Consider the following 21,355-nt stretch of genomic DNA (forward strand, 5'->3'; position numbering starts at 1 on the left):
GAAAACGCATGATTACGATCACGGATGTGCATAAACAATTCAATACCTTACATGTACTCAAAGGCATTTCTCTCTCGGTGGAAAAAGGAAAGGTAGTCGTCATCATCGGTCCTTCTGGCTCCGGGAAAACAACCTTGCTTCGCTGCCTGAATGCACTTGAGGTTCCGACCAGCGGTAGCGTCCAAATCGGCGACGTCAAGCTGGACTTTTCCAAAAAAGTAGAGAGAACGAGTATTCCGAAGCTGCGAAAGCAGACCGGGATGGTGTTTCAAAACTACAATCTGTTCCCGCACATGACAGCCCTTGAAAATGTGATGGAGGGACCCGTCACTGTCAAAAAAGTAGACAAAGAAAAAGCACGTGCGAAAGCCGCTGCTCTCCTGACAAAAGTAGGTCTCGGTGACAAGCTGGACCATTATCCTGCACAGTTGTCTGGTGGACAGCAGCAGCGTGTAGGGATTGCTCGGGCACTGGCGATGGACCCGCAAGTCATGCTATTTGACGAGCCTACCTCCGCTCTTGACCCGGAGCTCGTTGGCGAAGTGTTGAGGGTGATGAAGGAGCTTGCCCAGGAAGGGATGACGATGATCGTCGTCACGCACGAGATGGGGTTCGCCCGGGAAGTTGCCGACGAGGTTATTTTCATGGACCAAGGCGTCATCGTGGAGAGAGATACACCGTCCCATTTGTTCGCAAAGCCACGTGAGGAACGCACACGTCAATTTTTGCAGCATTTGAAGTAAGAACCAGAAAAAAGACTCTGTCTCTTGTATAAGAGCACAGAGTCTTTTCTTTGCAATAGTGCCTTAATCATCAATGAAGCAAATCACTAGGAAAATAATAATGAGAATCCAAATGAACCCGCCACCAAAAAAGCCGAAACCATCGCGATTGCACCCCATCATTTACCTCTCCTCTCATTGAAATCAGATGGAAGCACCGATCTGCTGGCAAGGATCGGTACTCCATTCAGCTTATGACGACCGCATCTCTCCTGTATGGATGCCTGTCTATCCCAGTGATTAAAAAGAAAAAAACGGGTGCTTGCCCTCCGCATTTATACAAAACCTAAAATTAACAAATGCTTCATGTTCTCTCTACTCTTCCTTAACATCAGACAACTATCATGAATGTGTCAGACCCTACGATGGACATTACGTCCTCCATTTCCGCCCGAATAGCCCCCTTCTACATCGGGCGGGCTTTTTTTCTTTGCCGTAAACCTATACTATATGGATAAATAGACCATTTTTAGCGGAGAGAGGGATCATTTGTGGAAGGCTATAAACAGGCGTTAGCGCAATATATTGACGCTACCAATACACATGACTTTGCAAATGTAGAAAAAATGCTTCATCCGAACGCCATTTACTGGTTTTCCGACAAGACTTGTACATCCATGAGTGAGATCCGCGCTTACTTTGAAAATGCATGGCATCTGATCAAGGATGAAGTCTATGCGGCTACGGATGTCCAGTGGATTGCTGTCGATCAAAGTTCCGCTAGCTGTGTATATACGTATCAATATCAAGGCTATTACAACGGGGAATTCGTCACGGGAAGTGGCAGAGCTACGAATATTTTTACGAAAACAGAGACAGGGGAATGGAAGCTCATTCATGAGCATCTGAGCGGCAAAGTGGAGTAAGCCCCAAAAATAAAAGCCTCGCTAGGAAGCAAGGCTTTCTTGGTAAGTCGAGACCCCTCGTACAAGGGGTCTCGTTTGTTTTTTATCGATTAAAAAGGGATTCGCTCTGAATGAATCACATACTGATGCTGGGCAGCCCACTCTTGGAGACCATCCCAGAATAATTCGCAAGCGCTAACGATTTTTGCTGGATCAGTCAGATCCCCCGCCATCACCAATCTGGCTACCTGATCGAATCCAGCCGGACGATGCGGCAATTCCATCGCTTCCGGCAAAACCTTGGCCCCTGTCGAGTAAAGCTTTCGGTTGTGCAGCCCGATCAACATCGCACCGTATTGGGCAAACTCCATAGCCAAGTAGGGCAGATAGGTATGTGGGCCGTTTAGATTTACGTTTCGCAACTTGCCAATAAACTCGTACATTTCCCCTACGAGAATACCGTTGATTCCCTCTGTGAACTCTTCCTGCGCTGGTGATTCTGCTGCTTTTTTGAGCGTTTCAAAAAAGTCCTTCGGATCGTACAGACTCAGTGGAGTAAAGAATGGGCCATGTGTCAGCGGCCAATCATCTTCGACAGTAGCGGCAGTGTTCAGCAAAACATCTGCACTGCACACATTTACTTCAGCCTTCCAAGGTCCCGCTGACCATTCGTAGCTAAATTCTATTTCTTCCCCTGATTCTTCTAATACACAAAACATCTCGATATCCGAATAAGGGCCGTCTGTCCCTCGAGAAATGGAACCATACACCCCAATGGCGAGAACTTTTTCTTTGTACACTTCATGTAATCTCGCAGCTATTTCTTGGCAGATTTGAAATCGTTCACTTCGAGATATTTTTACAGGTCCATTCATGTTCATTTACGTACATCTCCCTTGATCTATTTTGGGGTAGTTGACACAAATACATGAATGGAGGACCTCGGGATTAACGGGGGACTTTTTTTGGATGCATGTGAACTTCCTCCCATCGACCAGATCGTGGTTCGTAATGATATGCATTTTACCAAGGAAAGGAAAATCTTACGAGCGATTTTTATTCGTGTTGGGAGCATGAGTGTTGTCGATGGCCGATTGAATATACGCTTGTAGCGTATCGATGAAGGTACGAGCGGCAAACCCCATATATTTGTCTCTGCGATAAACCAAACAGATGTCTTGGCTGGGTGTCGGATGCAAGAGGTTGATGATCGCAATCTCTTCGTCGTTTATGTTTTGCAGCAATAAGCTAGGCAGAATACAGCCCCCGATCCCCTTTTTCACTAGAGTCAATAGAGACAGGAGTGTGGTTGTTTCGATATGAGGCTGCAAGCGAAAGCCTTCCTGTATGCAATAGCGATTGATGAGCTGTCTCACTTGATGATCCGACGGAAACATCACCGTTTTCACATCTTGAAGCTGCTCAAACTTGATTGCCTTTTCCTTGGCAAGTGGATGTGCGGTATGAACCGCAAGCGCGAACTCTTCGTGAAATAGCGGAATGACAGTGATTCTCTCATCCGGCTCAGGTAACACAGTCACGCCCAAATCAATCTCGCCGGATGTGATTTGCTCCACTATTCTTGTAGACTCAATGACGGATAAGGATGTTTTTGGATACAAGCGGTGGAATTCTACAAGAAGAGCATCAAACAACAAATCGGCATCGCCAGGCAGGACACCGATCGTGAGCGTGCCCCCTTCGTTGTTTTTCATGGCAGCAATCGCTTCGCGTGCGTAGTCGATATGGGAAAAAACATGCCGACTCTGTTCCAGCAATACCTTTCCTGCTTCTGTCAGCGTGATTCGCTTGCCTAAGCGGTCAAACAGCGGGACACCCAGCTCATTCTCTAAAAACTTGATTTGCTGACTGAGATTGGACTGCGAGGTACACAGCTTTTCTGAGGCCCGGGAAAAATGCATTTCCTCACATATTGCCATAAAATACTCCAATTGCCTGAGCTCCATTGCTTCACCTCTTGTGCCCATTATCATTTTTACTAATCATTCTAATCGGAAAAGCATGATTGTTGCGATTTCCCCTACGACGTACACTTTAGTTGACGGTAAGATCGCTGTCAATCATAGGAAAATGATAGGGAGGTTTGTCTCATGTCTCAAAGCATGATCACTACAGCCACATCCGTTCGTCAAATTGGCCTGCAACAGATTCCGTTGATTCCTGAGGAGCTATTGGATGTGCAATCCCCCGCTTTTTCAAATACACTTCGCTGGAATATCGGGCATATCGTCTTTTGTTTTCAGCATTTTCTGTCCATCGGCTTGCCTTACCAATCTGACCTGCCCGCTTCCTACGCTACTCTTTTTCAGACGGGAACGAAGCCTTCTGACTGGACGACTGCACCACCCTCGATAGATGAGCTGATTTACTACTTGTCCGTACAGCTTGAACGGTTGGCCTCCGTCACCCCTGACGAGCTAGAGGCAGCATTGCCAGCCCCCATTACAATGGGTCCCTTCCAGTTTACGACGGTTGGAGAAGTCTTTAACTTTGCCGTCATGCACGAGTCCATCCATCTGGGGATCATTTCAAGCATGGTAAAAGTCGTAGCGCAGGAAGCAGCAGCAAAGTAATTGCAAAAAAACGAGACCTGTGAATGGTCTCGTTTTTTCTTCCCCAACCGTGTGCCTCGAGCGTGAGCAACATTTACCTTGCAAGAAAGTACTCGACACTTTTGACATTCGCTATGTCTATTTTCCCCGTTGTTCCTTGCAATTCTCTATCCTCATAGGCGTCCCAACTGGAATCTCGCTTTCTATTCCAGGCAAAGATACGCTCCCAGCTTTCCTCTTTTGAAATCGTACCTTTTCCTTGATGATATTCTTCATATTCCTGTTCACTGTTAGCTAAGAAGTCATTATTTAATACCATATGCCACTCATCATAGTCAGAGAGTAAAACGTCTTGTTCATCCAATTCCACTTTGATTCGAACGAACTGGACTCCACTTTCAAAATAGCCTGTACGCCTCAAATCAGGTTTATCCACCCATAACCAAATCGGGTATTCTCCCCTATACTTCGCTACTCTCTTTTTCATCTGATGAATCATCCATTCGTATTCCTTAGGGAACATCGCATGTTTTCGGTCCCCTTGTAAAAAACCCCGTTCTCGAGCCAATTCCCACACTTCTTGGTTTTGTAACGTCCAAAAAACCCTCATGTCATACACCCTAATCGCATATTTCAAGTTACGTAAACATAATCAAGCACTAGTGTAGCAGGAAGTTGTCCAGTTATCACGAAAAAACGAGACCTCAGATTGGTCTCGTTTTTTTCCATTTATTCGAACCGAGTGAACTTTTCTTCAGCAGATGTGCGTGTGCGTGCTGCTGGTACATTTTCCTGATCGAAAAAACCGAGGTGCAGAAAACCAACGATTTTCTCTCCTGGCGTAACACCCAAGATGGCGTGTGCCTTCGGATCCCAGTTGTGCGCGTTCGTTTTCCAGACTACGCCTAATCCACGCTCCCATGCGAGCAACTGGAAGTTTTGAATGAGAGCTGCCGTCGCACTGAAATCTTCTTCCCATTGTTTTTGGCGCGGATCTTCTTTCATGATGACGACCAAATAGGCTGCCGGTTGGTTGTACATGTCTCGGCGCGCCTGATGGGCTTCTGGGGGATAGCAGGTGATCAACTTCTCTACAAACGCTTCTTTTTTCTCTGAAGATACAAACAGAAATCTCCAAGGCTCACGAATACCATGGTTCGGCGCGTACACAGCGTCATTCAATAGCTCCAAAACAAGTTCTTCGGACACAGTATCTGGTTTATAGTCTTTTTTAATAGAGCGGCGCTCTCGAATGATTTTGGCAATGGACACAACGGTCACCCTCTTCTCTTAGACTCCCACACTTTGATAATGGTTATCAATCTTATTCAGAACATATGTTATCGTGTACACTCGGCAAAATCAAGTAAGAAGTAAACGAAACTGCACACCACGCTTACAGGGATATGGTAAACTTTTGGACGAGGAGGGATGTAGCTTGGACGAACAGCGCCCAGCTCTCATAAAGCCCGGATTTTTCAGTATCGATGCGCCAGCAGACAGACGACGCAACGAATTTGACTTTCATAATGAAGCGCTGCTCTTCCACCAGCAGCCCGTCGATTTTGTTTTTTTCGGCGATTCCATCACGCATTGGTGGGATCTCGCTACCTTTTTTGGTCGGTCGGGTCAGACCATCGTGAATCGTGGAATCGGCGGTGACACAACCGAACAGGCCCGCAGACGTTTTGCCGCAGATGTCCTTCAATTGAAGCCACGTTACGTGGTGATCATGATCGGGATTAACAATACGTGGGCGTTGGATACATTCTTGCCTTCCGACCGACTAACACCTCAAGAGATTAACCAGCAGGTGACCCGTGATGTAGAAGCAATGGTGCATGCGGCTCTCGAGCAAGGCATTCAGCCCATTCTTTGTTCCCTTTTGCCTACATGCATGGACCGATACGCACGCAACTATGAGCGAAACCAACTCGTCATCACGATCAATGAACGTTTTCAAGCGATTGCTGAACAAACAGACTGTCTCTATGTCGATTACCACTCCCGCATGACGGACGCAGATGGTATCACACTGCGCAAGGAATTGGCTGACGACGGACTTCATCCGCATGTCCTCGGCTACCAGCTCATGGCGACCGTTCTCCGCGATACACTTTCTGCACACGACATCGCACTTGGCACACCATCATGAATAAAGGATGCGGCTTCTTATGCCCATCCTTTTTTGCTGCTTATTCCGGTCGACGATCCGTCAGCCAATGCCCACCTGCAATTTTGCCCACGGATGCCATCAAAATAGACAAATGGGACTTGCCATCGATGCCTAAATATTCGTTCATGTCATGATCCATCCAGTGACCAATTGTCGTTACCCCAAGCCCCAGTCCGTTTGCTACCAAATGCAGGTTCTGCGACACGTGCCCGGAATCCCACCAGATATAGCGGTACGCACGTTCTTTGTATTTGTCTTTCGTGCGATCCACCATCGCTGTCCAAACGAAATTGACAGCAGCCCGTCTCGTTACCTCTTGCTCTTCCGTGAACAGATAGGCGATCTCGGACGTGTCTTCTCTCTTCAATCCTTCCAAGCACCAATTCTGTACATCCAGATGATACAGGCCTTTCTCCAGTCCCTCCACGTTGTTAATCATCAGATACGTCTCAATCGGATACAGGGCACCGGCAGACGGCGTCGTGCGTAATTGATAGTCACCCATATCATCTGTGATGCCCTGTGTACCCCACAGTAGGAGATTCAATTCGTTAAGCGTCATTGACTGCTTCAAGAAATTACGCTTGGATCTTCGATTAGCGAGGACCTCCCACAAATCGACGGACGCTGGAAACTGTGGCTTGCCTAAATCAACGCGGGCAAATACCTCTTCATAACGCAAATACGTCGCAGGTCTTTTGGAAAAATCGTAACGAGAGGCCCAGCCTTTTTCCAGCTCGCCCACTCGGTAAGAGGTCGCCTCGATAAATTCATTTGCAATTCGCTGCCATTCGGGATGCATCTATGTTCCTCCTCGTATTTTCTTACTGGTGATGCCTTTTACTATACGAAGCTCTTTTCCATTAGTAAAACAATGATTTATAATATTTTTCATAAGAAAAAACTAATGAAAAGGAACCAGGAGACATGACGCTTACCCAACTGCAAGTGTTTGTCGCCGCAGCAAAAGCTGGAAGCTTCACGCGGGCAGCAGAAGAAATCGGCTTTACGCAATCCGCCGTCTCGCAAATGATTCAGTCCCTGGAAAAAGAGCTCGGTGTCAGTCTTTTTCAACGAAGTCGCAGCGGGATCACTCCGACGAGCATCGGAGAGCGAATGCTTGCGCACGCTCGCGACATTTTGAACATCACATCCTGCATGACGGAGGAAGCAAACGTGGCCCGCGGGATTTCGTCCGGTACCCTGCGTATTGCCTCGATCCCCAGCGTCGCCTCCCGCTTTTTACCTGGACTTTTGGGTAGCTTTCGCAAGCGGTTTCCGGCCGTGGACATCCTGCTTTTGGAAGGCGATAGTGATGAAATTAGCAACTGGCTGCACAGCTCAGTTGTCGACATTGCCTTTACCGTTATGCCTGATAAGGAAATGCAAACGTTGCCGCTCTTGCAAGACGAAATGATGGTCATTTTACCAGATACCCATCCACTGAAAGACAGTCAGACCCTTCGTTTTTCCGAAATTGCGGAGCGTTGTTTTATCATGCCAAAGGATGGCTGCATCCGAAAAATGCTGCAAGAGAATCACATTACCCCAACGGTAACGTTTGAAGTACGTGAGGTGTATACGATTTTGACCATGGTGCAGGAGTATATCGGCGTCACCATCATGCCTGAGCTGTACATGCCACCTGTCATCCCCAAAGTCGTCGCGATCCCTCTGTCGCCCCCTATTACAAGGGAAGTGGTGCTCGCGGTGCGCAACTGGCAGTCGATCTCCCCACTCACGGCAGAGTTCGCCGTTCATAGCCAGCAATATGTAAAAGGCATGGACTTCACGCCAACGAGCAAGTAGCCCCACGAACAAAGCCCTCGCCTATTGGGATTGGCGGGGCTTTTGGTGTGCGAGAAGCTCTGTTAGCCATTTTTCAAATTTGTTGGCACTCATGATTTCATGTGTAATAAATTCACCCTGATAAAACAAGCCAAAGGTCGTCCATATGACAGGCGCGTTCTGTGCTGCTTCCCTCGTTGTCAGCTTGTACGAATGAAAGGGAACACTTTTCGCTTCCGCTACTTTTCTCAATTCTTCCAAAACACCAACAGCAAATGGACACTGTGCTGTGTAATAAATGGTGACGCCATTCTCCTTTGAAGAAGTTGTTCCTGTTTTCTTCAAGGACGGTATAGCAGCTTGTTCATTCCATTTCCATGCCACTAATTGAAAATACGGTTCTGCTTGATCTGCCAGCTCAAACCCCATATGTTCAAAAAAACGTCTCTCACTCAAATACGGGTACTTGTTCTTCCCTACGATATGAACGATTCCGTCCATGCCACGTTTGATAGCATCCTCCTTGCAATGATGCAACAATTGTTTCGCATACCCGTTCTCTTTATATCTGCCAGACACCCACAAGCAGTTGATATACATATAATTGGGCGCTTCAATTGGAACCCAGGCCATTTCCGCAGGCAAGTATTCAATAAACACTTTTGCCCGCTCATCTAAGCGATAAAACACCAATCCTTCATCCATTCGCTCTGTCAGCCACTTCTTCTTCTCGGCTACTTCATGCTCGTATTGTTTTGCACCTAATGCACAGCATATGTGCTCCGTTTCTATATTCTTTTTTGTTATTTCTATATACCCCATTTACTTCCACCTCCATCTTTCCTCTGCTTTTATATACTATCGCGGACGATTTGACCCAGTCTTTCGATACCAGATTCAAAATCGGCGATCGACGAGTACCCATACGACAGCCGGACATATCCTTCTTGCGTCTCCCCGTAAATCTTGCCCGGATTCAGCAGAATGCCCTGGCGTTTGGCTGCTGTAAAGAGCTCCATCATCGAGAGCTTTCCGTTCATTTTCAGCCAGATGAAAAATCCTCCAGCAGGCACTTCCCACGTCGCGTGTTCACTCATGTGCTTCGTAAGTGCCCGGATGGCAGACGCTCGTCTCGTAATTAGCTGCTCTCTGACCTTGTACATATGCCTCTCATACAAGCCACTCGCCAGCCACTCCTCCGCCACACGTTGCGATAGCGAGCTAACCCCGTAATCCGTCTGCATCTTGATATCGGCCAGGCGTTCGATGACTGGCTCTGGCCCCACTACCCATCCAATCCGCAAGCCGGGAGTCAGTGTCTTGGACAGGCTCCCGATGTACAGGACATGTCCATGTTTATCTCTTGCCTTGAGCGGCAGAGGTGGAGGCTCATTCGTCCACAGCTCGCGGTAAATGTCATCCTCGATAACAGGCAGACGCTCTTCTTCACATACACGCAGCAGCTCCAGCCGGCGGTTCTCTGTCATCAGGATGCCTGTTGGATTATGAAAGCACGGATTGGTGTACAGAATCGCCCCTTGCTCCTGTTTTCGCCTCGCATAGATCGCCTGCGCAATCATCCCCTGACGATCCATCGGCAATCCCGCAAGCTCCATCCCCGCCGACTGGAACACATGCAAAGAATTGAGATACGAAGGCTGTTCCAAAAACACGGTTGAACCTCGATGCAATAACCCGACCGAAATTAATTGGAGTGCCTGCAATGCACCAGACACGATGAAGACAGAAGACGGCGAAGCTGTAATTCCTTGTCGTCCGACATAATCACTGACCGCTTGGCGCAGGGGAAGGTACCCTCTCGGCTCTTCATATCCAAATCCGCTTAGGTTCCTCGTCACTCGCTCCATGACTTGCTTCATCGCTTCGACTGGAAACATGTCTGGGGAGAGCTCTCCTTTGCTCAACTGAATCAGGTCTGCCTGGAATTCACGCGTATTGATTTCTTGAACCGCCGTCATGCTTGGCTTGTGCAATCCAGATCTGACGTACTCACTCCAATCCGGAGGTCGTGTCGTAGCCAACAGCGTCCAGGTGTTATTGACGACGACAGTGCCCATCCCCAGCTTTCCCTCGATCAACCCGTCTGCGGTCAATTCCTCCAATGCTGCAATGACCGTGCTCCGATTGACTTCGAACAATTGTGCCAAGTCGCGTTGGCTGGGGATTTTGCTGCCAATCGGCCATTCTCCTGTCGAAATTTTTCCTTTGATAAAATCAATAATTTTCCGATATTTCGGCAACCGTTTCTCTCTGTGCAACCTGATCGATCCCCTTCATCTTCCTCATCTTAATAGGTAAAAGTGGTTGGTTTTTTTGATAGCCGAGTGGTTGCAGATATTTTACCACTTCTTGATTACCATAGAAAAGAAAGAAGAAACAGTGAATAGGTGGTTGGTTTTTTCATTCAAAGGAGGGAAGTTATCTTGTTGCATCATGTCAGAAGTCGTATTTTCGCTGCACATGCTATCAGCATTTTGTTATGGGCCTCGGCCTTTGCTGGTATTCGCGTTGGGCTGCAAGCTTACTCGCCGGAGCATCTCTCGCTGCTTCGCTTTCTTATCGGCTCTCTTTTTCTCGGGATACTCGCACTCTTTTTCCGTATCCGTCTGCCAGAGTTAAAGGATGTCCCAGCTATCTTTATGCTTGGGGGCTTGGGTTTCGCCGTTTATCATACAGCGCTCAACTACGGGGAGATGACTGTAAGTGCAGGTGTAGCCAGCCTCTTGGTCACGACTACGCCTATCTTTTCCGCTCTCCTCGCTCTCCTATTTTTCCGGGAGCATTTCGGGGTAAGAGGCTGGCTAGGTGCACTGATCAGTTTTCTCGGAGTCTCCATCTGCACGATTGGCACAGGGGAGACCCTTCCTATATCAGACGGAATATTCTTGATTTTATTGGCAACCATTAGCGAAAGCATTTACTTTGCGTTTCAGAAGCCACTCGTAGAAAAATACGGCGTTTTCGCATTTACCGCCTACACCTTATGGGCAGGTACCTTATGTATGCTCTTCTTTCTGCCCGGGCTTGGCACAGCGATAGCCCAAGCGCCTTGGGATGTGACACTCAGTGTTGTGTATTTGGGCATTTTCCCTAGTGTTGTTGCTTATTTGTCCCTCGCCTATGTGACTTCTGTCGTTGGTACCTCGGAGGCTACTACCTCCCTTTACATGACGCCAGTGCTCGCTTTTCTGATTGCTTGGGTGTGGCTGGGTGAAGGTCCTACGCTTGTGACGATGGCTGGTGGCGTTGTGACGCTTGTCGGTGTCCTGCTCGCAACGATGAAGCCGCGGTTATCCAGAAGGACTGTCAAGCACCAAGCCTTTTAGAAACTCCAGTATTTCCATGCTTGTCGCTATTGGCGCATCGATCGGCATCAAGTGCTTGGCGTTTGGAATGACTACCGTTTTGCTTTGCGGATGCCTCGTAACTTTTTGGATGAGAGAGAGCTTCACATCGAGCTTTGGCTCAGTCTCTGCTGGGAGAAACAGAACCGGGCATCTCATTTGTGCGTAGGCATCTTCATAGTGCAAATCACAGACTGTCTCCATGATTTGAAGGTTAATCGTAGTCGGTATCTGGTATGTGATCAGCCCATCAGACAGAGGATAGATCGTCACATGCTGAAACCATTTTTCGTAATACGGGTCCCACGGATACCAATGCTGCCTCGCGTATGACGCAAACTCCTCTCGATACTGGAACGCTGGCACTGCACGCTTGCGATACTGCTCCAAAATTTCAGCTTTTGATCCTTCCCGCTCGCCATTTGGGCCCACAAAATCAATCATGCCTGAATCCAGATTGATCAGTGATCGCACACGGTCAGGGTACCTCGCTGCAAAAAAGGTGGCGAAATCTCCGCCGAGAGAATTGCCAATCAGATGCGCTCTATCTACCCCAGCATGATCGAGTACTGCCCGTATATCCTCACATTGCGTACCTATATCGTAGCCAGTAGCCGCATGCTCCGATTGGCCATGCCCACGCAAATCCATACAAATGATGTGGAAATCCTCTGAAAAATAAGGTAACATGTCGTTCCAGATAGATGAGTTCCCGCCTTGGGGGTGCAAGAACAGGATTGTTTCACCATTTCGTGCCCCTTCCAACACATGCAACCTCGTCCCTTGCTGATAAATCATCACTGATTTCACTTTGACTCACCCTTTCATTCGTTTTAGCTAAAGCGAGGAATACATATGAACCGAACAGGTCGTTTACTAGAACTGCTTGCACTTTTCCACACAGGAAAAACCTTTACCGTGAGCGATTTAGCCAATACGTTGTCTGTGTCCAAACGAACGATGCTGCGTGACTTGCACTTGCTCAGCGAGGCTGGTGCGCCCTTGCAAGCTTCCCCCGGTCCTGGCGGCGGTTACAGGCTGATTCGATCCCATCAGATAGCGCCCCTTGCTCTCACGACAGAGGAAGCCGTTGCGCTAATATTGTCGTATGAAGCTCTTCTCTCCTACACGGACAAGCCATTTGCAAAAGAAACCCTGTCTGTGATAGCCAAGCTGCTCGCGAGCCTTCCAACAGACGCTTTGATGAGAGTAGAGCATCTACGCAAAAAATTGCGGGTAACGAACCCGATAAGAAGTGTGGAGGCGCCCTTTTTGCGACCGCTCTTGGATGCTGCTCTTTCCCAACAAGCTGTGGAAATTGCGTACGACTCCCTGAATCGACGAAGCACCCGCATCATTCAGCCCGATTATTTGTACGCCTTCGATGGCTACTGGTACTGCAAATGCTTCTGCTTTCTCAGGGGATGCACGGTCAAACTGCGCGTTGACCGCATCCAAGCCATGACGATCGTGGATACCCCTACCTTCGTCCCTGATCCGCATGTCTCGCAGTATGAAGAACTAGAGCAGCTTCCCCTGCGAATTCGTTTGACGAGAAAAGGCTGCAAACTAGCCGAAAGCCACCATCAATTCGGCAATCAGATTACGCTTCTGGCAGATGGTTCCGGTTTCATTACCGACACTGTCGCTCCCTCCGAAATCGATTGGGTAGCCCGGTTTGTACTCGGTCTGGGAAGGGAAGCGACAGTAGACGAGCCTGCTGAGCTAATCGACTGGCTGCATAAAGAGCTTCATGCCCTGTGTCATTTTTATCCCGTTTGAACGCCACTCTGTTCGGTCCTGAGATGAGCATAGCAACAAATGGTGTCAATCGATGTCAGTAATAAGAAAAGCCAGGAAGACTCTCTTCCTGGCTAGTACTGCATGCCGAGCTCTGCCGCCAACACGAGATACATCGCATGCGACCAAAGGAGCGGCACAGCGGGATGCCCTGCCCTCTCCACCCACATCTCATAATGAGCCGGGGAAAGCAAATGCTCCTGTACTTGTTCAGGCAGTCCGCTCGCTTGCCGCTGGGAAACAATCCACGCTGCTATCTTTTCCGCTTCTTCACGCCTGCCCGTTTTCACGTAATACCAGCCCAACCACGCAGATAATAGCAGCCACTGCCCCCCGCCATAATACGTATCGGTCGGGTAGCGATGCACGCCGTATCCTGCGCGCAGCTCCTCTTCTATGGCCTGCACGGTTCGGATCATGAGCGGATCATCCACGTCGACGATCCCATACGGCAGGGCCAGCCAGAGAAGACTCGCATCCACCGAATGATCCCCAACGGACTTTATCAATCGCCTGTTGGCTGTGCCATGCTCGCGTATGAATTGGCGAATGGTCTCTCCTTGCTGAGCGAGTTCGAAAGCTCGGTCGGACAAATAAGGCTCCATCGCCTTGATCCCGGCATAAATAGCTCCTAGCGTTACTGGGTGGATTCGGTCTCCTCCCTCTTCCCAGCAATCAAAGTTAGGGAGCTGCCAGCACGCCACTACATAGTCAATCGTCAGTTCAATAGATGGCTTCAACTCGTGAATCAAGTCATGCTCCCCACTCATCCGCACATGCTCAGCCAGCCCCCACAACCATGTCCCGTAGCCATCGAGCTGAAAGCTGCCCCATTCGCCTGCTACTTCTTCTCCGTCCGCTGTATAGCGCGTATGCAAATAGCGGTCGTTCCCCGCATCATTTTTGTCTAATCCTTTTTTTACTGCCGAAATGGCTGCTCTTGCCTTTGCCTCATGCTTTCGGATCACATCATCGCACCATTGGTAAAACTTGCGGGCGCTCTCATGGTTGCCGGTACGGTTCATCGCGTAGGCCGTAAATGTTCCATCGCGGAGCCATGCATATTGATAGTGAATAAATGCGGGTGAAGCGAGATACGCCCCCGTACTCGCTTGATGCTGAAGGATCAACTTTACACTTTCCTCAATCAGGGTCATGGTTATCCCCCCTTATTCGGACAAGCCGACTTCGTAACAAATACAGTCGCTGCTCGTCTTCCGGCTATGCTTTTATAGCATATGCAACCGACGTCCAAACGAAAACCCAATATGCATAGCAAAAGAAAACCCACTGGATGCGCATATCCAGCGGGTTCTTGTGACATTTAATTTTGTGAAGGTACATCCGTCTGTTCGGATTTCAAGTAATGCTGCAGCTCCTCATAAAAAGTCGGGTTGCAAGCCATCACGCTGCTTTTTTGGTCGTACGGCAGTGGTGTCCCCATCATGGTCGTCACCCGGCCACCCGCTTCCTCTACAATAATGCGAGCTGCCCCGAAATCCCACGCATTGAGCTGCATACTGACGTAGCCATCCAGTCTACCCGCAGCCACATACGCCATCTCCAGAGCGGCGCTTCCTAGCAGGCGCATTCCGCGAACCTTCCCAGCAAGCTTTTTCACGATCAAGTCGATGCCGATCTGCTCAGCACGCTTGTTCCAAAATACACTCGTGCATAACAAAGCTTGTTCCAGGCTTACTGCTCGATTCACCTGCAAGGGACGATCATTGAGAAAAGCCCCTTCCCCTTTTACCGCATAAAATAACTCGTCTCTGGAAGGATCGTAAACCGCTCCGACCATTCCCTCTCCTTTATGGTAAACGGCAATGGAAACGGAAAAATTGATTTGCTGATGAACAAAATTGGTCGTGCCATCAATCGGGTCGATGACCCAAAGCGTGTCATACTGCTTGTAATCCTCCGCATGTGCACTCTCTTCTCCAAGAATGCCGTGATCAGGGAAGCGTGCAAGAATCATCTGAATGACGTGATTCTCCACTTCTTTATCTACGGCTGTAACAAGATCGGAGGCTGATGTTTTATACTCGACGGTAAAAGGCTCCTTCATTCGCTTCAGACTCAGCTCACCCGCTGAACGGGCGCATTGCAAAGCGAGCTCCTTGAGAGCCGCCAGTGTTGATGCTTGCACACGTATCGCCACCTAAAACTTGACTTATTTTTTCGCAAAGCACGCCCCTTTCACCTAGAAAGAGAGGCTTCGACGTTTTATTTAAAAATGATGAGACAGCTCGTGCTAAAAAACGGCCATGCTATATTATTTAGTGTACCATACTTTACCTGCTGTTACACCACACGTTAGCCATGAGGAATGCGCCTGAAAACGCCCGAATGATTGAAAAAAGGTGTCTCCCTCGTCATTATCTGACTGTGGAGACACCCTTTTTTACATGACTACTTTAGCAGCAGCGCGTTACGCCGCCTTTTTCAAAGCGTTCAGTCAAGGCGTACATGTAGTACTCACGCTCTGTCATCGGAAAGATACCTGGCGCCCCATGCGTCTCGTACCAATGGGCGAGATAGCGATCATAGTCGGGCATTCCGAAAATCGTTTTAATAGCCGAGCTCACTTTGCGCATTGCCTTTCGCATGGCTCTTAGCTTGCGCCTCATGCTACGTGATGCCCTTTCCCGTCAAATACATTTCCTTTGGACTTGATGTACGGCGACTCCTGCAACGGATAGTGCTTGCCACGGAGAATATTGATCCATACCCGCGTTCCGTCGAGAATGATCCCAATCGTAATGACCATGAAGATCGCACATACCACAGCATCGATCTGGTCGTTGAAGATCATTTTTTGTGCAGCTTCCACCGTTTTTACCCCTTTTGGAAGCGTACCGGCATCCAGTGCCTTTTGGAATGCTTCTGCATGCGAGAGGAATCCGATTTTTGGATCAGGATGGAACAGCTTTTGCCAGCCCGCTGTCAACGTAGCCGTCGTCAGCCAAGCCATCGGTACGAGTGTGATCCATGAGTAGGCGGCTTTGCCCATTTTGAAAATAATCGTCGTTCCCACCGTAAACGCAATCGCGGCGAGCATCTGGTTGGCGATACCAAAGAGCGGCCACAGGGTGTAAATGCCTCCCAACGGGTCCATGACACCTTGGAGCAGGAAGTATCCCCATCCGATGGTAATGATCCCAGAACCAATCAGATTACCCGGCAGCCAGTTGACTTCCTTCATTTTCGGAATGACGTTTCCGAGCATGTCTTGTACCATAAATCGGCCGACACGCGTTCCCGCATCGATCGTCGTCAAAATAAAGACTGCCTCAAACAAGATCGCAAAGTGATACCAGAATGCCATTAATGCCTTGCCACCTAAAACACCCGAGAAAATCGTCGCCATCCCGATTGCTAGTGACGGCGCTCCGCCCGTCCGGGAAAGGATCGTCTTTTCCTGAATGTCGTTGGCGAGCGTTGTTAATTGGTCAGGGGTTACAGTATAGCCCCAGCCCGTTATCGTCGTCGCAACCTGGACTGCATCCACGCCAATTGCTGCGGCCGGTGAGTTGATCGCAAAATAGACACCGGGAGTCAGCACGCACGCTGCAATCATCGCCATAACCGCGACGCCAGACTCCATCAGCATTCCACCGTAACCAATCAGTGGCGCATGCGATTCCTTCGCGATCATCTTCGGCGTCGTTCCGGATGATACAAGAGAATGGAATCCCGATACGGCTCCGCACGCGATGGTAATAAACAAGAAGGGGAACAGATTTCCTGCGAAAACAGGGCCAGTTCCATCAATGAACTTCGTCAGTGCTGGCATTTGCAACGGCGGCAGTGTCAGCACGATTCCCACCGCCAATACCGCAATCGTCCCTACCTTCAAGAATGAGCTGAGATAATCGCGCGGTGCCAAGAGCAGCCACACAGGCAAAACTGAGGCAATGAAGCCGTACACAATAATCATCCAAGCAAGCTGTACCTTGGAAAAAGTGAAGGCTGGTCCCCATGTTGGCGATGCAGCTACGATTTGACCGAGCCACAGGGAAAAGAACAACAACGCCAGCCCGATGATCGAGCCCTCTAATACCTGCCCAGGTCGTATATACCGCATATACAATCCCATCAATATAGCAATGGGTAGCGTCATGAATATCGTGAAGGTAGCCCACGGCGATTCTGCAAGAGCGTTCACAACAACCATCGCCAAAACAGCAATCAGGATAATCATAATGGCAATGATACCAATCAGCGCGAGTGCTCCGCCTACTGGACCGATCTCTTCCTTGGCAATTTGACCAAGAGATTTACCGTTGCGACGCATCGATCCGAACAAAATAATGAAGTCCTGCACCGCTCCACCGATCACAACCCCGACGATAATCCAGATCGTTCCCGGCAAATATCCCATTTGCGCAGCCAGCGTAGGACCTACAAGCGGGCCTGCACCTGCAATCGCAGCAAAATGGTGCCCGAACAACACCCATTTGTTCGTTGGCACAAAGTCTTTGCCATCGTTGTTCACTTCCGCCGGAGTGGCGCGATTGTCGTCGAGCGACATGATTTTACGAGCAATGAATTTGCTGTAAAAACGATAAGCTACAGCATAAGTGCAGAACGCAGCGGTCAATAACCAGAACGAGTTGACAGATTCCCCTTGCCATAGCGCTATCATTCCGAATCCGACAGCACCCAATGCGGCTATCCCGCCCCAGATCAGGAGGGAAAGAAGCCATTTTTTCATCCGAGTCGCCCCCTTCTATTTATGTAATATTCAGGCAATAAATCCTTAAAAAAACGTATCACATCGGACGAGATCCCAACATAAAAAATGGCTGAACCGTACAAAAACAAGCACAAGCTGCACCATCCTCGTTTGAGTGTAAGCGCGTTCAATTTTGGGACGTAGAAAGTCTCCGCCCCGAGTCTGATCCAAACTCCTCCACAATATGTTAAAGTTATACATAAATTGGTATGGAAATCAAAAAGGAGAATACGCACATGCGACGAATCGGGGGTTACATCATTATCGGAATCGGAGCGATTTTTGTTCTGGCAACCTACCTGAACATTCCGCTCGCGATAGATTTGCTATGGCCAGTCTTTCTTCTCATTCCAGCAATCGGGTTTCATATTTTCTTCTTTATGAATCCGCAGCCAAATCGAGCTGGATTACTTGTACCAGGAGGGATCTTGCTCGTCTACGCTCCGCTCTTCTTTTTCAGTCAGCTATTTTTTGGCGGTGATATGAGCACGACGTGGCCCTTTTTTCTCATTGGTCCTGCCGTTGGGCTTACCGAGCTGTACATATTCGGCAATCGCAAACCCGCTCTCTTGATCCCTATTGGTATCCTCACCGTCATTGCCATCGTGTTTTTGATCGCGAATCTGGCGTCCACCCAAGTAGGCGGCATCCTTGGCTTGCTCCTGATCGTATTGGGCGGTATTATGGTGACGCGTAAGAAAAACGATCACTATCCCATGTAAGCAGTCGAAAAAAACAGACCAATCCTCCCCTCCCAAACGGGACGCAGGATTGGTCTGTTTCCTTTAAAACCCCAGTCGTTTCTTCAATTCCTTCACGACATTGCGGCTAACAGGCACTTCTGTTTTGCGATGATCTTCCATGACTAGATGAATCGAGCCTTTGAACCAAGGAACGAGCTCTGCCGTTTTGGATAAATTGACAATAAAAGCGCGATGCGTCCGAAAAAACTGCTGGCGTGACAGCCTGCTCTCCAGCTCCTGCAGCGTAAACGTGGTCGCATATTGCTCACCAGCTGTATAAATGCTCGCATACCTTCCTTCCAAGGTAGCATAGACAATTTCGTTTGGATCAATCAACATGATCTTTCCGTTTTTTTCCACCGGGACTCGACGCGGCTGAGTATCGACCAGCACATTTTGCAGAAGAGACTGTAGCCTTTCCTCCAACAGTGGTGACGCGTCCAATGCAGGCTCACTTTTCCGTCTCATTTTTCGTACCCGATTCATCGTCTTTTCCAGACGCATTTCGCTGAACGGCTTGACAATATAATCAACGGCTTCCGCCTCAAATGCTCGAACCGCATGAAATTCATACGCACTTGCAAAGATGATGACAGGTGGATTGACCATGGATTCCAGAAGCTCCTGCCCCACATCGACGCCATCCCTGTCCTGCAAATGGATGTCCAAAAAAACCGCATCCGGCTCAGTCTGAAGAACCGCTTCCAACGCCTCTTCTCCGCTGCCCGCCTCTCCTACTACGGACACTTCCGAGAACTGCTCCAGCAAATACCGCAGTTCTTCTCTGGCTGGCGTCTCATCATCGACGATGAACACTTTGAGCACTGACGTTCACCCCTATCGGTAATTGTATGGTGCATGTTGTGCCGCTCCCGCTTTTGCTCTCGATCACGATTCCATACGGTTCTCCGTAGATCGACTGGAGACGGCTTTTTACATTGGCAAGACCGATCCCAGATAATTGCCGCCCTGCACTCTTCTCAGCTAGAGCTGGCTTGAATGGGTCCACTTCCATTCCGACTCCATTATCTGCCACTGTCAGTTCGACGATTTGCTTTTCTTTGCGGCGTGCACGAATCACTACGGTTCCCCCTTCGCGCTTGGGCAACAGCCCGTGCTTGACCGCATTTTCTACCAGGGGCTGCAAAATCAGTCCTGGTACGGTAAACCGCTCTATGCCTTCCTCGATGTCGTACTCTACATGGAGCTTGTCTCCGAACCTCGCACGTTCGATGGCCAGATACGCTTCGATATGCTCCAGCTCACGCGCCAGACTGACATATCCGCCAGAGTCATGCAAATTTCGCCGGAAGTACTCCCCCAAATGAATCAACAGTTCGCGCGCCTGTTCGGGACGGAAGCGAATAAATGAAACGATCGTATTGAGCGCATTGAACAAGAAATGCGGATTGATCTGCGCATGCAAGGCTCTGATTTCTGCGTCTGCCAACAGGCGGGACTGCTTCTCCAGCTCAGCCAGTTCGAGCTGACTCGATATCAGGTTCCCCAATCCGCGTACGAGTTCCAAGTCCACTGCTGACAATTTGCGTGAGCGATCCTGATACAGCTTGAGTACACCCGCCACTTCACGTCTTCGCATCAGGGGGACAAGGATCGCATAGCGCAAGGAACAATTCGTCTCCCTGCACCCAATCTCTTCCTTCGTCTGCGCAATCTTCACTTCTTTGGTCGATAAAACTTCACGGGTCGCCTTGGTCGTTATGCCTTCTCCCACTACGTGATGGGACGAGCCTGCGCCAACATGCGCAAGCACAGAGCGCGTATCAGTAATCGCAACCGCTGCTACACGCGTCGTGCGCAATATTTCCTCCGCTACCTTTTGAGCCGAGTCGTACGTCAGTCCTTGACGCAAGTAAGACAGCGTTTTGTCCGCTACTTGCAGCGTTCGCTGGGCTTGGAGCGCGCCAATCCGATCTTCTTCCTTTTTGGCTAAATCAATAATAATGATCAAAATAGCAATCCCGACTGAGTTGACGACAGACATCGGTACACTAATAGCCTGCACCAATGCCAAAGCGTCAGCGTAAGGACGTGCGATGAGCAAAACAATTCCCATTTGCAGCCACTCCGCCAAAAAACCAACAACGAGTGCTGTCGTCCACCCGATTTTTTTGCTGCGGTTACGGCGGAACTGATAGATTAATCCCGCAAACAAGCCCTCGCTTATCGTCGAGATGGCACATGCCAAGTCCGTAAAGCCCCCCAAAGAATAGCGATGTATCCCGGCAATCAGCCCCGTCATTAGCCCTACCCAAGGACCAGCCAGCAAGCCTGCCACAACGGTCCCGATCACACGTGAATTCGCAATCGCATCCTGATACCAGATGCCATTGTATGTACCCAGTATGGAAATAGCGGAAAAAATGACGACCATTAGTGCTTTTTCTCGCCATGTCGCTTGCTGGTTCAATATGCTGCGGAATGCACGTACACGTGTAAACAGCAAGGCCACCACGATCAAAACAGCCGTCCGCTCCGTCAATGGAACCATTAATGCCATATTCATTGGTTGATCCCTCTCAAT

At 49.1% G+C, this 21,355-nt stretch carries 22 protein-coding genes; 8 read left to right on the forward strand and 14 right to left on the reverse strand.

Going from position 1 to position 21,355, the window contains the following annotated elements; translation table 11 throughout:
- Window positions 1–8: 8 nt before the first annotated feature.
- Together HP398_RS23265 and HP398_RS23270 are read left to right on the forward strand one after the other, a co-directional pair.
- On the forward strand, window positions 9–743 hold the full coding sequence (locus HP398_RS23265; RefSeq protein WP_017250608.1) for an amino acid ABC transporter ATP-binding protein: 735 nt from the start codon (window positions 9–11) through the stop codon (window positions 741–743).
- A gap of 530 nt (window positions 744–1,273) precedes the next feature.
- The gene (locus HP398_RS23270) at window positions 1,274–1,648 is read left to right on the forward strand and encodes a YybH family protein (protein ID WP_017250610.1); all 375 of its coding nucleotides are present in this window, start codon (window positions 1,274–1,276) and stop codon (window positions 1,646–1,648) included.
- Between the two features lie 89 nt (window positions 1,649–1,737).
- On the opposite strand, the gene HP398_RS23275 is transcribed toward HP398_RS23270, so the two are convergent.
- Both HP398_RS23275 and HP398_RS23280 read right to left on the reverse strand, forming a co-directional pair.
- Window positions 1,738–2,508: an ANT(4')-I family aminoglycoside nucleotidyltransferase gene (locus HP398_RS23275; protein ID WP_173623763.1), complete on the reverse strand. Its 771-nt coding sequence runs from the start codon at window positions 2,506–2,508 to the stop codon at window positions 1,738–1,740.
- Between the two features lie 162 nt (window positions 2,509–2,670).
- On the reverse strand, window positions 2,671–3,594 hold the full coding sequence (locus HP398_RS23280; protein WP_173623764.1) for a LysR family transcriptional regulator: 924 nt from the start codon (window positions 3,592–3,594) through the stop codon (window positions 2,671–2,673).
- Between the two features lie 144 nt (window positions 3,595–3,738).
- On the opposite strand from HP398_RS23280, the gene HP398_RS23285 reads away from it, so the two are divergent.
- Window positions 3,739–4,221 carry a DinB family protein gene (locus tag HP398_RS23285; protein ID WP_017250613.1) on the forward strand — a complete coding sequence of 161 codons (483 nt, stop codon included), beginning with the start codon at window positions 3,739–3,741 and terminating at the stop codon, window positions 4,219–4,221.
- Between the two features lie 73 nt (window positions 4,222–4,294).
- On the opposite strand, the gene HP398_RS23290 is transcribed toward HP398_RS23285, so the two are convergent.
- Together HP398_RS23290 and HP398_RS23295 are read right to left on the reverse strand one after the other, a co-directional pair.
- Window positions 4,295–4,810: a DUF3841 domain-containing protein gene (locus tag HP398_RS23290; RefSeq protein WP_017250614.1), complete on the reverse strand. Its 516-nt coding sequence runs from the start codon at window positions 4,808–4,810 to the stop codon at window positions 4,295–4,297.
- A 119-nt stretch (window positions 4,811–4,929) separates the two neighbouring features.
- The gene (locus tag HP398_RS23295; protein WP_017250615.1) at window positions 4,930–5,481 is read right to left on the reverse strand and encodes a nitroreductase family protein; all 552 of its coding nucleotides are present in this window, start codon (window positions 5,479–5,481) and stop codon (window positions 4,930–4,932) included.
- A 157-nt stretch (window positions 5,482–5,638) separates the two neighbouring features.
- Between HP398_RS23295 and HP398_RS23300 the strand changes: the two genes are divergently transcribed.
- Window positions 5,639–6,355: a GDSL-type esterase/lipase family protein gene (locus HP398_RS23300; RefSeq protein WP_173623765.1), complete on the forward strand. Its 717-nt coding sequence runs from the start codon at window positions 5,639–5,641 to the stop codon at window positions 6,353–6,355.
- A gap of 40 nt (window positions 6,356–6,395) precedes the next feature.
- On the opposite strand, the gene HP398_RS23305 is transcribed toward HP398_RS23300, so the two are convergent.
- A complete protein-coding gene (locus HP398_RS23305; RefSeq protein ID WP_173623766.1) occupies window positions 6,396–7,178 on the reverse strand; it encodes a SagB/ThcOx family dehydrogenase in 783 nt (260 codons plus the stop codon).
- A gap of 125 nt (window positions 7,179–7,303) precedes the next feature.
- Here HP398_RS23305 and HP398_RS23310 point away from each other — a divergent pair, with 125 nt between their 5' ends.
- Window positions 7,304–8,185 (forward strand): LysR family transcriptional regulator, encoded by an 882-nt coding sequence (locus tag HP398_RS23310; protein WP_173623767.1) that lies wholly within the window; start codon window positions 7,304–7,306, stop codon window positions 8,183–8,185.
- Window positions 8,186–8,206: 21 nt separating this feature from the next.
- Here the strand turns inward: HP398_RS23310 and HP398_RS23315 are convergent, their stop codons facing one another.
- Together HP398_RS23315 and HP398_RS23320 are read right to left on the reverse strand one after the other, a co-directional pair.
- Window positions 8,207–8,986, reverse strand: coding sequence for a GNAT family N-acetyltransferase (locus HP398_RS23315; RefSeq protein WP_017250619.1), 780 nt, complete (start codon window positions 8,984–8,986; stop codon window positions 8,207–8,209).
- 29 nt (window positions 8,987–9,015) lie between these two features.
- Window positions 9,016–10,443, reverse strand: coding sequence for an aminotransferase-like domain-containing protein (locus HP398_RS23320; protein ID WP_173623768.1), 1,428 nt, complete (start codon window positions 10,441–10,443; stop codon window positions 9,016–9,018).
- A gap of 165 nt (window positions 10,444–10,608) precedes the next feature.
- Between HP398_RS23320 and HP398_RS23325 the strand changes: the two genes are divergently transcribed.
- A complete protein-coding gene (locus tag HP398_RS23325; protein ID WP_173623769.1) occupies window positions 10,609–11,511 on the forward strand; it encodes a DMT family transporter in 903 nt (300 codons plus the stop codon).
- Here HP398_RS23325 and HP398_RS23330 read toward each other — a convergent pair.
- Entirely contained in the window at window positions 11,476–12,339 is an 864-nt protein-coding gene (locus tag HP398_RS23330) for an alpha/beta fold hydrolase (RefSeq protein WP_173623770.1), read from the reverse strand. The two genes, HP398_RS23325 and HP398_RS23330, sit on opposite strands and share 36 nt — an antisense overlap.
- 45 nt (window positions 12,340–12,384) lie before the next feature.
- Here HP398_RS23330 and HP398_RS23335 point away from each other — a divergent pair, with 45 nt between their 5' ends.
- On the forward strand, window positions 12,385–13,311 hold the full coding sequence (locus HP398_RS23335; RefSeq protein WP_173623771.1) for a helix-turn-helix transcriptional regulator: 927 nt from the start codon (window positions 12,385–12,387) through the stop codon (window positions 13,309–13,311).
- 92 nt (window positions 13,312–13,403) lie between these two features.
- Here HP398_RS23335 and HP398_RS23340 read toward each other — a convergent pair whose 3' ends face one another.
- The 4 genes from HP398_RS23340 to HP398_RS23355 form a co-directional block, all read right to left on the reverse strand.
- Window positions 13,404–14,486, reverse strand: coding sequence for a glycoside hydrolase family 15 protein (locus HP398_RS23340; protein ID WP_173623772.1), 1,083 nt, complete (start codon window positions 14,484–14,486; stop codon window positions 13,404–13,406).
- A gap of 167 nt (window positions 14,487–14,653) precedes the next feature.
- Window positions 14,654–15,478: an inositol monophosphatase family protein gene (locus HP398_RS23345; protein ID WP_017250625.1), complete on the reverse strand. Its 825-nt coding sequence runs from the start codon at window positions 15,476–15,478 to the stop codon at window positions 14,654–14,656.
- A 268-nt stretch (window positions 15,479–15,746) separates the two neighbouring features.
- Window positions 15,747–15,959: a CstA-like transporter-associated (seleno)protein gene (locus HP398_RS23350; RefSeq protein WP_017250626.1), complete on the reverse strand. Its 213-nt coding sequence runs from the start codon at window positions 15,957–15,959 to the stop codon at window positions 15,747–15,749.
- Complete coding sequence (locus HP398_RS23355; RefSeq protein WP_173623773.1) at window positions 15,956–18,046, reverse strand: carbon starvation CstA family protein; 2,091 nt, start codon at window positions 18,044–18,046, stop codon at window positions 15,956–15,958. Before HP398_RS23355 ends, HP398_RS23350 begins: the two co-directional genes overlap by 4 nt.
- Window positions 18,047–18,303: 257 nt before the next feature.
- On the opposite strand from HP398_RS23355, the gene HP398_RS23360 reads away from it, so the two are divergent.
- Window positions 18,304–18,789, forward strand: a complete 486-nt coding sequence (locus HP398_RS23360; RefSeq protein ID WP_017250628.1) for an LPXTG cell wall anchor domain-containing protein — start codon at window positions 18,304–18,306, stop codon at window positions 18,787–18,789.
- 63 nt (window positions 18,790–18,852) lie between these two features.
- Here HP398_RS23360 and HP398_RS23365 read toward each other — a convergent pair whose 3' ends face one another.
- Together HP398_RS23365 and HP398_RS23370 are read right to left on the reverse strand one after the other, a co-directional pair.
- Entirely contained in the window at window positions 18,853–19,635 is a 783-nt protein-coding gene (locus HP398_RS23365; RefSeq protein ID WP_173623774.1) for a LytR/AlgR family response regulator transcription factor, read from the reverse strand.
- A complete protein-coding gene (locus HP398_RS23370; RefSeq protein WP_173623775.1) occupies window positions 19,610–21,337 on the reverse strand; it encodes a sensor histidine kinase in 1,728 nt (575 codons plus the stop codon). The genes HP398_RS23365 and HP398_RS23370 overlap by 26 nt, the downstream gene beginning before the upstream one ends.
- Window positions 21,338–21,355: the final 18 nt, after the last annotated feature.

Origin of the sequence: Brevibacillus sp. HB1.4B, assembly GCF_013284285.1 — a bacterium.
Lineage (GTDB): Bacteria > Bacillota > Bacilli > Brevibacillales > Brevibacillaceae > Brevibacillus > Brevibacillus porteri.

Coding starts and splice junctions, on each gene's coding strand:
- HP398_RS23265 (WP_017250608.1), top strand. CDS start 9: ATGATTACGATCACGGATGTGCATAAACAATTCAATACCTTACATGTA.
- HP398_RS23275 (WP_173623763.1), bottom strand. CDS start 2,508: ATGAACATGAATGGACCTGTAAAAATATCTCGAAGTGAACGATTTCAA.
- HP398_RS23280 (WP_173623764.1), bottom strand. CDS start 3,594: ATGGAGCTCAGGCAATTGGAGTATTTTATGGCAATATGTGAGGAAATG.
- HP398_RS23285 (WP_017250613.1), top strand. CDS start 3,739: ATGTCTCAAAGCATGATCACTACAGCCACATCCGTTCGTCAAATTGGC.
- HP398_RS23290 (WP_017250614.1), bottom strand. CDS start 4,810: ATGAGGGTTTTTTGGACGTTACAAAACCAAGAAGTGTGGGAATTGGCT.
- HP398_RS23305 (WP_173623766.1), bottom strand. CDS start 7,178: ATGCATCCCGAATGGCAGCGAATTGCAAATGAATTTATCGAGGCGACC.
- HP398_RS23310 (WP_173623767.1), top strand. CDS start 7,304: ATGACGCTTACCCAACTGCAAGTGTTTGTCGCCGCAGCAAAAGCTGGA.
- HP398_RS23315 (WP_017250619.1), bottom strand. CDS start 8,986: ATGGGGTATATAGAAATAACAAAAAAGAATATAGAAACGGAGCACATA.
- HP398_RS23335 (WP_173623771.1), top strand. CDS start 12,385: ATGAACCGAACAGGTCGTTTACTAGAACTGCTTGCACTTTTCCACACA.
- HP398_RS23340 (WP_173623772.1), bottom strand. CDS start 14,486: ATGACCCTGATTGAGGAAAGTGTAAAGTTGATCCTTCAGCATCAAGCG.
- HP398_RS23350 (WP_017250626.1), bottom strand. CDS start 15,959: ATGAGGCGCAAGCTAAGAGCCATGCGAAAGGCAATGCGCAAAGTGAGC.
- HP398_RS23355 (WP_173623773.1), bottom strand. CDS start 18,046: ATGAAAAAATGGCTTCTTTCCCTCCTGATCTGGGGCGGGATAGCCGCA.
- HP398_RS23360 (WP_017250628.1), top strand. CDS start 18,304: ATGCGACGAATCGGGGGTTACATCATTATCGGAATCGGAGCGATTTTT.
- HP398_RS23370 (WP_173623775.1), bottom strand. CDS start 21,337: ATGAATATGGCATTAATGGTTCCATTGACGGAGCGGACGGCTGTTTTG.